Origin of the sequence: Aequorivita sp. KMM 9714 (genome assembly GCF_011065475.1) — a bacterium.
In the GTDB taxonomy this organism is placed as follows: domain Bacteria; phylum Bacteroidota; class Bacteroidia; order Flavobacteriales; family Flavobacteriaceae; genus Aequorivita; species Aequorivita sinensis.
Genome location: NZ_JAAGRO010000001.1, coordinates 555,888 through 567,822, shown reverse-complemented (window position 1 = coordinate 567,822; position 11,935 = coordinate 555,888). Strand labels below are relative to the sequence as shown.

The 11,935-nt window shown below is 36.1% G+C and carries 9 protein-coding genes; 4 read left to right on the top strand and 5 right to left on the bottom strand.

What is annotated here, in order from left to right; genetic code table 11:
- Window positions 1–38 precede the first annotated feature (38 nt).
- Complete coding sequence (locus G3A46_RS02555; protein ID WP_165145826.1) at window positions 39–497, top strand: CBS domain-containing protein; 459 nt, start codon at window positions 39–41, stop codon at window positions 495–497.
- A gap of 75 nt (window positions 498–572) precedes the next feature.
- Here G3A46_RS02555 and G3A46_RS02550 read toward each other — a convergent pair whose 3' ends face one another.
- Window positions 573–2,237 carry a T9SS type A sorting domain-containing protein gene (locus G3A46_RS02550; protein WP_165145823.1) on the bottom strand — a complete coding sequence of 555 codons (1,665 nt, stop codon included), beginning with the start codon at window positions 2,235–2,237 and terminating at the stop codon, window positions 573–575.
- 442 nt (window positions 2,238–2,679) lie between these two features.
- On the opposite strand from G3A46_RS02550, the gene ssb reads away from it, so the two are divergent.
- The 3 genes from ssb to recQ all read left to right on the top strand — a co-directional run bounded on the left by ssb (window position 2,680) and on the right by recQ (window position 5,680).
- Entirely contained in the window at window positions 2,680–3,012 is a 333-nt protein-coding gene (gene ssb, locus G3A46_RS02545) for a single-stranded DNA-binding protein (RefSeq protein WP_139854325.1), read from the top strand.
- A 100-nt stretch (window positions 3,013–3,112) separates the two neighbouring features.
- Entirely contained in the window at window positions 3,113–3,457 is a 345-nt protein-coding gene (locus G3A46_RS02540; protein ID WP_206735943.1) for a GIY-YIG nuclease family protein, read from the top strand.
- A 135-nt stretch (window positions 3,458–3,592) separates the two neighbouring features.
- Window positions 3,593–5,680: a DNA helicase RecQ gene (gene recQ / locus G3A46_RS02535; protein ID WP_165145820.1), complete on the top strand. Its 2,088-nt coding sequence runs from the start codon at window positions 3,593–3,595 to the stop codon at window positions 5,678–5,680.
- 10 nt (window positions 5,681–5,690) lie between these two features.
- Here recQ and G3A46_RS02530 read toward each other — a convergent pair whose 3' ends face one another.
- From G3A46_RS02530 to metG, 4 genes are all read right to left on the bottom strand, one after another.
- Entirely contained in the window at window positions 5,691–6,593 is a 903-nt protein-coding gene (locus G3A46_RS02530; RefSeq protein ID WP_165145817.1) for a histone deacetylase, read from the bottom strand.
- Between the two features lie 28 nt (window positions 6,594–6,621).
- Entirely contained in the window at window positions 6,622–7,515 is an 894-nt protein-coding gene (locus G3A46_RS02525) for a DMT family transporter (protein ID WP_165145814.1), read from the bottom strand.
- 104 nt (window positions 7,516–7,619) lie between these two features.
- On the bottom strand, window positions 7,620–9,758 hold the full coding sequence (locus G3A46_RS02520; RefSeq protein ID WP_165145811.1) for a Tex family protein: 2,139 nt from the start codon (window positions 9,756–9,758) through the stop codon (window positions 7,620–7,622).
- 76 nt (window positions 9,759–9,834) lie between these two features.
- A complete protein-coding gene (metG, locus tag G3A46_RS02515) occupies window positions 9,835–11,931 on the bottom strand; it encodes a methionine--tRNA ligase (protein WP_165145808.1) in 2,097 nt (698 codons plus the stop codon).
- Window positions 11,932–11,935: the final 4 nt, after the last annotated feature.

The window sequence follows — 11,935 nt, the reverse complement described above, 5'->3', positions numbered from 1 at the left end:
ATTTTCACTATATTACAAAGTCGCAAAAAATTGATACTATGGGAATTAAAAGTTTTACAGGGAAAAGAGCAAAGCCTCAGAGCTCTTCGGAAAAAATTAAAGTGTCCGATTATATGACACGAAACCTGATAACATTCAAACCTGAGCAATCGATAATAGAAGTAATTGAAGTACTTGTAAAGAAAGGAATTTCAGGTGGTCCTGTTATTAACAACAACAATGAGTTGGTAGGAATTATATCTGAAGGTGACTGTTTAAAAGAACTTAGTGACGCTAGATATCACAACCATCCTATGGAAGATGTAAAGGTAGAACTGCATATGATTAAAAATGTAGAAACTATTGATGGCGAAATGAATGTACTTGATGCCGCCAATAAGTTTTTGGAATCAAAACACCGCAGATTTCCAATTTTAGAAAATGGAAAGCTAGCTGGGCAAATAAGTCAAAGTGATATTTTAAGAGCTGCACTGGAACTCAAAGGGCAAACTTGGTAAACTCTTTATAGCAAATTAAATAGGAAAGCCATTCTCGATTGAGAATGGCTTTCTTTTTAACATTAAACAATCGATTTACTGCTTAATAATCTTTTGTGTATTCACTTGTCCTTCAATAGTGGTTTGTAGGATATAAGTTCCAACTTGAAGATTTGATATATTTAATTCTGCAGAAGTATTGTTTATTTCTTTAGACAATAACTTTTGCCCTAATAGATTAAACAAGGTAACAGATTCAATATTCTGAGCAGATTCTAAGTTTAGAATATTATTGGCAGGGTTTGGATAAACACTAAATTGAGTAAACTCATTGTCATCAACACCTAAAACAGGGCTACAGTCACCATACCAAGTGTAAAGTCCATCGTAATCATTGTTCCAAATACCCCAAACCCCATTATCATTTTGAGCTGCTGGATTACCAACTGAATTACCTGAAGTTACACCCCAATAAACTTGGGTATTACTTGAACTTTTTGCGGATAACCCAATCCAATATTTTTTTGAATTATTTAAATCACCAGTAAATTCAAATGCATCAACTGTCATATCAACTTTATAAACATTGTGAATAGATATATGAGAAGATCCTACTGCGTTAACATGGTTAAGAGTTATTGCGTTTTCTGATCCAATTACATTACCTGGAAAACCATTATTGTCTTCATAATAAGTTACATCTACTTCACTAATTGGCCACTCTGAAAACATATAAGCGGTTAAATGCCTAAGTGTAAAACTTTCGTTTGCTTCTAAGGTTAAGTCATTGGCTACAGTGTAGGCACCACCTGAAGTCATGTTTAAAGCCTCTTCAAACAACCAATCGTATGGTGGGTTAAGCTCCGCACAACTCCCTTGAAGATTTATCGTACCATAAATCTGAACTGGCAGTCCTTGTGGTTCATTTACCCCAGAATCAATAACCGCTTGCCACGAACCAGATATATTTTGAAGTGCATTTCCCGTAATTGTTTCTCCTAACACGGAAATTGGAGGTGCCCATGGCCCAGAACTACCTGATCCTTTCAAACTGTATTCAACCCAGTACGTGCCAGCCGCTAGCGTCAAACCGTTAGTATTAGCAGTTGCCTTTGAAATCTTTCTATCAGTATTCGCTTGATCATCTTCTAAAACTCTATATACGCCAGAATCTACGACAGTCTCTAAAACATTTGTAGATAAATCTCCCCAAACTACTGAACCTCCACCACTTGGATCTCCATCCCAAATTTGAACATACATTGCCGTTATAGAAGGAGGTAAGGTTCCTGTTTGATATGCATAAACATCAATTTTAGAAATATCAAAACCATCGTGTAACACAAAACTTTCCGCTAAACTTTGGCTGTTGTTATAATTAACCCCAAATCCAAATAAATCCATGCCATTAGTTACATTCTCCAAAATACTTAAGTCTGGAGCATCATTTATAAATGGACCACTAGTGTAGATAAGGTTTTCACCAAATTCCTCAGTTCCATCAGGTCTAGCGGCTGGACCGTAAGAACCAAAATTGGCGATTTTGGTGTTTTGTAAATCAATAGAAATACTAGAATTTTCAACTCCTCTTGGGGATTCACCGATTGGAGAAGTAGAAGTTTCATAATAAGCAGCGGGTAACACTGCAGACTGCTGTGATTGATTCGTCTTTAGGGACGAACTTTTTAAATTACTTTGTGCATTCATAATGCCGAAACTGGCAATGAAACACATCGTTAATGGTAAAATAATTTTTCTCATAATTGTTAATTTTGGTTTAATTAAGGCCGAAAAGTATAGGTTAAATCACTAGAAATCAATGTTAAATGAGTATACTGTTGTTCTCAATGAGTATTCTGTAAATTGAAACTAGCAGTAATTATGAAATCTTTTTTGTTAAAGACATTAAATCCAAATTTTAAAAATCCTTTGTAATCAAACTTACTTCTAGTAAGACTCTTCCATTGTAAACACTTGTTACACAAGGATTCTCATCATTTCTTCACACAAAAACAAAAACATTTTAAATATCAAATACCCATTTACAAATACTTGTAAGCAACTATAAACGATAGTAAGTGTGTAAATACCGACTAGCATTTGAATGTCGATATATGTTTGTACTGTCGAATTAGATGATGTTCGATAGTATCAATTGTTTAACTCGCCTGTAATTTACCTCAGGCAAAAAAAATTAGAAATCATGAACGCACTTAGAAACAAAGTACAGTTGATTGGAAGATTGGGGCAAGACCCAGAAATTGTAACATTTGCCGATGGCAATAAAATGGCTAAATTTTCAATGGCCACAGATGACAGTTACAAAGACAAAGATGGTAACAAGGTGGAACGCGCTTACTGGCATAACATCGTTGTAAGAGGAGGACTCGTTAACGTAGTTGAGAACTATGTAACAAAAGGCCAAGAAATCGCTATAGAAGGTAAACTTACCAACCGATCTTGGGAAGACAAAGAAGGAAACAAACACTACATTACAGAAGTTATGTGTAATGAGTTGCTGATGTTGAGTAAGTAATAAGTAAATCCTCCGCTCCACTCGGACACCAGAATATATTCACTGTCGACGAGCGGAGCAGAGGATTGTTTTATTTTATAATTTCAAATTATTTATAATCATGGCAATTGGATATATGTATATACTGAAATGTAGTGATGATACCTACTACACAGGAAGCACAGTCAATTTGAAGAAAAGAATTTTAGAGCATCAAGCCGATCTTGGAGCTAATTATACCCTTAAAAGACTACCAATAGAATTACATTATTTTGAAAAGTTTACTAGAATTGATTTGGCATTTCAACGAGAGAAACAAATACAAAATTGGAGTCGTAAGAAGAAAGAAACTCTCTTAATGAAAAATTATGAGAAGCTGCATAGATTAGCTATTTGTCAAAATAATTCTCACCATTCTTTCCTCAAAAATCGGTCCCCCAGCGGAGCGGAGGGGAAAGATGGTTAAATTTAGTGTTTTCTTCTCAAAACTAATTCCAAAAAAGAGGTCCCTGAGTGGTCCCGATAAATTGCTTTTAAGCATTTTATCGGGATTGTATCGAAGGGCCGGGATTAACGCAAAATTATTATTAGTTTTACCATCATGCATTCCACTACAGATTCCCAGCAAACCCATATACTATCCTTATTAAAATCTCATTTTGGATACGATGAATTTCTTCCCAATCAGGAGAAAATCATCAATAGTGTTTTAAACCAAAACGATACTATTGCTATTATGCCTACTGGGGGAGGTAAATCACTATGTTATCAACTTCCAGCTTTAGCAATTGAAGGAACTGCAATTGTAATTTCACCTTTAATCGCTTTAATGAAAGATCAGGTTGATTCTCTAAGAGCGAATGGGATTTCGGCCAATGTCTTTAATAGCTCTCAGCCTCAGGAAGAGCAGCAAGAGGTTTTAAAAGATTTACAAAACGGAGCATTAAAGCTGTTATACGTAGCACCAGAAAGTTTACCCTTACTCAACTATATATTAAGTTCAATAAAAATTAGCCTTTTTGCTGTAGACGAAGCGCATTGTATTTCAAGTTGGGGTCACGATTTCCGACCTGCGTATACCCGGCTCAAAAGTTTAAAACAACAGTTTCCGGAGGTTCCTCTAATTGCATTAACTGCAACAGCCGATAGACCTACACAAGTAGATATTGCAACACAACTCGCTATTCCTAATGCCAATAAATTTATCGCGTCTTTTGACAGACCTAACCTTTACATTGACGTACGTCCAGGGCAAAACAGAAATAAACAGATTTTTAATTTTCTTGCCAAAAGAGGTAAGCAGAGTGGTATAATTTATTGTTTAAGTAGAAAAAGTACAGAAAAACTAGCTGCAACGCTTAAAGCAAAGGGTTATAAAGCTGAAGCTTACCATGCAGGGCTCAGTACGGAAGAACGCAACAGCGTTCAAGACAACTTTTTAAATGATCGCTCCCCTATAATTGTTGCAACTATTGCTTTTGGGATGGGAATAGACAAAAGTAATGTACGTTGGGTTATTCACTATAATATGCCTAAAAACATTGAAGGCTATTACCAGGAGATAGGACGAAGTGGTCGCGACGGATTAGCAGCACACACCCTACTTTTTTACAGTTTTGCCGATGTTATTATGCTTCGAAAATTTGCTGAAGGCACCGAAACCGAAGCTTATCAACTAGCAAAATTAGAACGAATGCAGCAATTTGCTGAAGCTTTAAGTTGCAGAAGAAAAGCACTTTTAGGGTATTTTGGAGAGCATATCATTGAAGATTGTGGAAATTGCGATATCTGTAAAACCCCACCAAAGTACTTTGACGGGACCTTAATTGCACAAAAAATATGCTCTGCAGTAGCACGTTTAAAAGAACAAGAAGCTATGGGGATGGTTCTAGATGTACTGCGTGGCGCACAAAATGCTCAAGTTTATGATAAAGGGTATCAAAACATCAAAACCTTTGGTGTGGCAAAAGATATCGCGTGGAGAGACTTGCAGCAATATACCATACAACTATTAAATCAAGGAATACTTCAAATTCACTTTCACGAAAACGGCAGACTGTTGCTAACTCCGCTTGCTAAGCAAGTTCTTTTTGAAGGGAAACAGGTACGATTAGCAAATGTTGTTAAAGAAGTAGAAAAAGTAAAAGCAGAAAAAACAACAAGGATAAGAGCCGATCTTTTTGAGAAACTGAAAACACTTCGTTCTAAATTGGCACAAGAAGCAAAGATGCCTGCATATATAATTTTTAGCGATGCCAGTTTAGAAGATATGGAGCATAAGAAACCGAGAAATCGAGAAGAATTTGCCGAAGTATCAGGTGTTGGAGAAGCTAAACTTGAGAAATATGCAGATGAATTTCTTAAAGTTATTAATCGGCATTTAGATAGTTTAGAAAGTAAATTACCAACTCACGAACGCAGCTATAAAATGTTTGTAGAAGCGAATCTTTCTCCTTCAGAAATCGCGAGTAGACGCGGACTTTCTGAAGATTCTGTTTATGGTCACTTTATCAAATCACACGAATCTGGTGCAGACATTGACCTTTCTCAATTCATTTCTTCAGAAGAAATCCAGAAAATTAAAAAAGCAAAAGATGAACTTGAAAATCCTGATGCTTTAAAACCTTATTTCGAATACTTTGAAGAGAAAATACCTTATTGGAAAATAAAAATGGGATTGTATTTATAATGTTTTCACATTAGATATAAATCTCTTGTGCTAATCTAAAAGTATTTGCGTGAGCCTCAATTATCGTTTTTATATCAGGAGAATATCCACCTCCCATACTTACTTGTAAAGGTATTTTTAAATCTTTACATATCTGTAAAACATAACGATCTCTTTCTTTACAGCCGTTAATAGTGCAATTTAACCTTCCTAATTTATCCGATTCTAAAATATCTACACCACTTAAATAAAAAATAAAATCAGGACGCTGTTCATCAATCAATCTTGGTAAAGTGTTTTTCAAAATTCCAAGATAAACCTCATCACCACTTCCATCAGCCACGGCGATATCTAAATCACTTTTTTCCTTTTTAAATGGATAATTTCCAGCTCCGTGCATAGAAAAAGTAAATACCGAATCATCATTCTGAAAAATTTCAGCAGTACCATTTCCTTGATGTACATCCAAATCTACAATCAATATTTTTTTTGCTAATCCTTTTTTCTGAAGATATCTAGCTGCAATAGCTTGATCGTGCAGCATACAAAACCCTTCCCCGTGATCGGTATATGCGTGATGGGTTCCGCCAGCAATACTTAATGAAATTCCGTATTTTAAAGCGTATTCACTGCCGTCAATAGTTCCTTGTGCTATTAGTTGCTCTCGTTTAATAAAATCTTCAGATAAAGGGAAACCTATTTTTCTAGCAGCCCTTCTGTCGAGGGATAGGTTTATCAAGCTATTATAATATTCTTCAGTATGAACGGCTAGTATATCCTCTTTAGAAGGCATTGATGGCTCAAAAAAGTCTTCAGCTTTACAAGTTCCTTCGTGAAGTAATTGTTTCGGCAGAAGCTCATATTTTTCCATCGGAAATCGATGCCCCTTTGGCAAGGGATAGCTAAATAAGGGATGAAATGCAATTTTCATCATTGAATAATATTTTGTCTAAAACGCTATTTTAGATAGTTTCAGGGTTTTTTATTTCTTTACCAATGATAGGAATCTTCTTAGTATAGAATGTTATACGTATTCCGAAAAGAAGAATTATTCCACCAATAATCATTTGAAAAGTAATTTCTTCATTAATAAACATCCACGCAAAAAGTGTCGTTAATACAGCCTGACCTAATAAACTTACAGATACTCTTGTAGCACGCATGTGTTTGGTGGCATAGCCTAAAAGTAGCCACGCTGCTAATTGACAAATTAAACCTTGAGCCAAAAGCGATAGCCATCCCATTTCGGTAAATCCGGTAAAAGGTTCATTCATTATAAAGCTTAGTATTCCTAGAAACACAGCAGAACTAAGTGTGCTTATGGTAATAAATGGAACAACTTCTACTTCATAAAGTACAAATTTGCTCACCAACATATATACGGCATAAAATACACCTGAAAGTATGGCAAACACAAAAGCAAGATCGAAGTCTAAATTCACAAAAAAGTGAAATCCTACTAAGGTTATCATACCCAAAATGGCAATTAAAGTGCCTATCCAGAAATTACGAGTCGGCTTATTCTTCAAAAAGAAAAACGCACCTATCCCTACCCAAACTGGGGAGAGATTTGTAAGCAACGTTGCTTGTGTAGCTGTAGATTGCTGTATCGCGATATTCCAAACAGTAACGTCAAGTGCAAATATAAATCCGCAAAGCATGGTTAATAGCACCATTTTCACCGAAGAAACTTTTAACTTCCCTGAAAATATTGCAAATGGGACTAATACAGATGCTGCAATTGCCATTCTATAAAAAGCAGAGATTATAGGAGGCGACAATTTAAGCTTCACCAAAATTGGGAAAATAGAAATACAAATGATTCCTATGACAAGGGCAATCCTAGGCTTTGTCATAAAAGTAAAGTTGAAGGTATTAATAAAGCCGGCAAAATTAGTCTATATAAACCGATAAAAGTCTGTTTATAAGTTGAAGAATTTAAAATTTAACGTAAAATTAATTACTTGTGAAGTTTAAGCTGAATTCGCTTTCTTTCTACATCTACATCAAGCACTTTTACAATAATTTGTTGATGTAAATGAACATACTCACTAACGTCGGAAACAAATGTATCTGCCAGGTTTGAAACGTGAATTAAACCACTTTCTTTGATTCCTATATCTACAAAGCAACCGAAATTTGTAATATTATTTACGATTCCCGGCAACAACTGCCCTTCTTGTAAATCGGTGATGGACTTTATATTTTGATTAAAAGTAAACACTTTCGCTTCTTCGCGAATGTCTAATCCCGGTTTTTCTAATTCTTTAATAATATCTTTTAAAGTAGGAAGACCAACTTTATCGGTGACGTATTTTTCTAGTTTTATTTTCTGAAGAAGGGATTTATTTCCTATCAAATCTGAAATATTTATTCCTTCATCCTTAGCCATTTTTGAAACTACCGAATAACTTTCAGGATGCACAGAAGAATCGTCTAATGGATTATCACCATTTTTAATTCGAAGAAATCCCGCTGCTTGTTCAAAAGCTTTTCCTCCTAACCGAGGGACTTTCATTATATCTTTACGAGATGTAAAAGCACCGTTTTCTTCGCGATAATTCACAACATTCTCAGCCAATTTCGGACCGATTCCTGAAACGTAGCTCAACAAAGGAACACTAGCAGTATTTATATTGACACCTACCGCATTTACACATAATTCCACAGTAGTATCTAATGAGCTTTTCAGTTTCGTTTGATCTACATCGTGCTGATACTGACCTACTCCGATAGATTTTGCATCAATTTTTACAAGTTCAGCAAGTGGATCTTGCAAGCGTCGCCCGATAGAAACCGCACCACGAACGGTTACGTCGTAATTAGGAAATTCATCACGAGCTATTTTGGAAGCTGAATAGATAGAAGCTCCTGCTTCACTCACTACAAAAACCTGCATTGGATTTTTAAACTGAATGCGCTTAATAAATTGCTCTGTCTCTCGCGAAGCTGTTCCGTTTCCAATTGCAATTGCTTCAACTTTATGAGCATCGGCAAGGGAACTAATTTTTTTCATTGCTCCTTTTATGTCGTTTTTTGGAGCGTGTGGATAAATGGTTTCATTGTGCTGTAATCCACCTTGTGCGTCGAGGCATACAACTTTACAACCCGTTCTAAATCCAGGGTCAATAGCTAAAACACGTTTTTCACCTAAAGGCGAACCAAGTAATAATTGCTTTAAATTTTTAGCGAAAACGTTGATTGCAGTTTCATCAGCTTTTTCTTTTGCGGCAGATAATGCTTCATTAGAAAGCGCTGGAAACAATAGGCGTTTATAACTATCTTCAATCGCCAATTTTATTTGTTTTGAAGCCGCGTCATTCGATTTTACTATTCGACTTTCAATTTTTGAAAGAGCAATTTCATCGTCGATTTCAACCTTATTTCGAATAAATCCTTCCGAAGTTGCGCGTAGAATTGCTAGTAATCTATGCGATGGAATTCGATTTAAAGGTTCGTTCCAATCAAAATAATCGCGGAATTTCTGCGCCTTTTCATCATCTTCAAACTTTTTCACAACTTTTGTTGAAATCGCCGCGTAGCGCTCCAATTGATTACGAAGCATATTCCGGATATCGGTACGCTCGTTAATCCATTCAGCAATAATATGGCGCGCGCCTTCCAAAGCGTCATCTTCAGAATTTACTTCGCCTTTTACATATTTTGAAGCAAGCGAAGAAATTTCTGAGCTTGATATACTTCGAGTTTGCGCCATTATAATTTTTGCCAATGGTTCTAAGCCATTTTCGCGAGCTGTATCTGCCTTGGTTTTGCGCTTCTTTTTGTACGGCAAATACAAATCTTCTAAAGCAATTAAATCTGTAGCCTCTTCGATTTTTTTCTGAAGTTCAGCCGTAAGAACGTCCTGCTCTTCCAAAGTTTTTAGGATAGCAGATTTTCGTTTTTCAAGGGCCTCAAATTGTTCTTTAAACCTTACAATATCACCAATCTGAACCTCATCAAGATTACCCGTCAATTCTTTTCGGTAACGCGAAATGAAGGGAATAGTACAGTCTTCATTCAAAAGCTTGATGGTGTTCTCTACGCTCTTACGAGGAAGTTGGGTTTGGGAGGTAATGAAATTTAAAATTGTTGCCATTTCAGAAAAAATTAAATCCTCCGAGAGACTAAATATTCCAGTTTCATCGAAGGATTTATTATAGTATAAAAATAAATTAGTTTATCGTCGCCCCATTTTCAACTCCATCAGTATCAGGATTCATAAAAACTAACTTTCCATCGGCGTCTTCTGTCATCAAAATCATTCCTTGACTTTCCACTCCGCGAAGTTTTCTTGGTGCTAGATTTACTAAAACAGTAACTTTTTTACCAATAATCTCTTCCGCATTAAAGCTTTGAGCAATACCTGAAACAATTGTGCGAACATCAATTCCTGTATCAACTTTTAAAACCAAAAGTTTATCTGCTTTCGGCATTTTTTCAGCTTCGATGATTGTACCCACTCGCATATCGAGTTTCATAAAATCTTCAAATTGAATTGTTTCCTTTTGCGGTTCTACTTTTTTGATTTCTGTATCTTTTTCTGAAATTGTCGATTCATTCATCTTTTTACTGGCTTGTAATTTGTCTAATTGTTGCTGAATTTGTTCGTCTTCAATTTTGCTGAATAGCAATTCGGCCTTATTTATTTTATGACCAGGTTTTATAAGTTCTGATTTTGTTGAAACGTCGTTCCATTTAATAGACCCTTCGACTGCGCTTAGGGTGACATTCAACATGTTTTTCAATTTATCTGAGGTAAACGGCAAAAACGGCTCACTTAAAACAGCCAAAGCAGAAGCTATCTGCAATGCAACATACATTACTGTTTTGGTGCGATCTTCATCAGTTTTGAACGTCTTCCAAGGTTCTTCGTCGGCTAAATACTTATTTCCTAAGCGAGCTAAATTCATCATCTCCGCTTGAGCTTCACGGAAACGGTAACGCTCCAACGAACTTGCAATTACAGCAGGATATGCTTTTAATTCATTTAACGTCTGCTCATCAATCTCAGAAAAAGTTGATGGTTCTGGAACTATTCCTCCGTAATATTTATCGGTTAAAACCACTACTCGGTTAATGAAGTTTCCGAAAATGGCAACCAATTCACTGTTATTACGAGTTTGGAAATCTGCCCAAGTAAAATCGTTATCTTTTGTCTCAGGTGCGTTTGCTGTTAAAGTGTAACGCAAAACGTCTTGCTGATTTGGAAAATCTTCTAAATACTCGTGTAACCAAACTGCCCAGTTTTTACTAGTTGAAATTTTATTTCCTTCAAGGTTTAAAAATTCGTTTGCTGGAACATTCTCAGGAAGAATGTAACTTCCTTCCGCTTTTAACATCGCTGGAAAAATAATACAGTGGAAAACGATATTGTCCTTCCCGATAAAGTGAAGCATTTTGGTTTTATCGTCCTTCCAATAATCTTCCCAATTTTTGTTTTCGCGTGCTGCCCATTCTTTGGTTGCTGAAATATAGCCGATAGGCGCATCAAACCAAACGTAAAGTACTTTTCCGTCTGCTCCTTCTACTGGCACAGGAATTCCCCAATCCAAATCACGAGTAACCGCGCGAGGACGTAAGCCATCGTCTATCCAACTTTTACACTGTCCGTAAACGTTAGTTTTCCAATCTTTTTTATGGTCTACTAGAATCCACTGTTTCAAGAAATCTTCGTATTCATTCAACGGTAAAAACCAGTGCTTTGTCTCTTTTAATACAGGCACATTTCCTGAAATTGCACTTTTCGGATTGATTAAATCTGTAGCGTTTAAACTAGAGCCACATTTTTCACATTGATCGCCATAGGCTTCCTCATTCCCACATTTAGGGCAAGTTCCTGTAATATATCTGTCTGCAAGAAACTGATTAGCTTCTTCATCGTATAATTGCTCGGTAACTTCTTCGGTGAATTTGCCGTCTTCATATAGTTTTTTGAAAAAATCTGAAGCGGTTTTATGGTGAATTTCAGCAGAAGTACGCGAATAGTTATCAAAGGAAATCCCGAATTCCTCAAAGCTTTTTTTGATGATTCCGTGGTATTTATCCACTACTTGTTGAGGCGTAATTCCTTCTTTTTTTGCTTTTATTGTAATTGGCACTCCGTGTTCATCACTACCACAAATAAATGCGACGTCTTTGTTTTGAAGTCTTTGGTAGCGTGCATAAATATCAGCTGGCACATAAACACCTGCTAAATGGCCGATATGAACGGGACCGTTTGTGTATGGTAAGGCTGCGGTAATTGTATACCTATTTGGGTTTTGTTCCATAATT

Coding starts and splice junctions, on each gene's coding strand:
- G3A46_RS02555 (WP_165145826.1), top strand. CDS start 39: ATGGGAATTAAAAGTTTTACAGGGAAAAGAGCAAAGCCTCAGAGCTCT.
- G3A46_RS02550 (WP_165145823.1), bottom strand. CDS start 2,237: ATGAGAAAAATTATTTTACCATTAACGATGTGTTTCATTGCCAGTTTC.
- ssb (WP_139854325.1), top strand. CDS start 2,680: ATGAACGCACTTAGAAACAAAGTACAGTTGATTGGAAGATTGGGGCAA.
- G3A46_RS02540 (WP_206735943.1), top strand. CDS start 3,113: ATGGCAATTGGATATATGTATATACTGAAATGTAGTGATGATACCTAC.
- recQ (WP_165145820.1), top strand. CDS start 3,593: ATGCATTCCACTACAGATTCCCAGCAAACCCATATACTATCCTTATTA.
- G3A46_RS02530 (WP_165145817.1), bottom strand. CDS start 6,593: ATGATGAAAATTGCATTTCATCCCTTATTTAGCTATCCCTTGCCAAAG.
- G3A46_RS02525 (WP_165145814.1), bottom strand. CDS start 7,515: ATGACAAAGCCTAGGATTGCCCTTGTCATAGGAATCATTTGTATTTCT.
- G3A46_RS02520 (WP_165145811.1), bottom strand. CDS start 9,758: ATGGCAACAATTTTAAATTTCATTACCTCCCAAACCCAACTTCCTCGT.
- metG (WP_165145808.1), bottom strand. CDS start 11,931: ATGGAACAAAACCCAAATAGGTATACAATTACCGCAGCCTTACCATAC.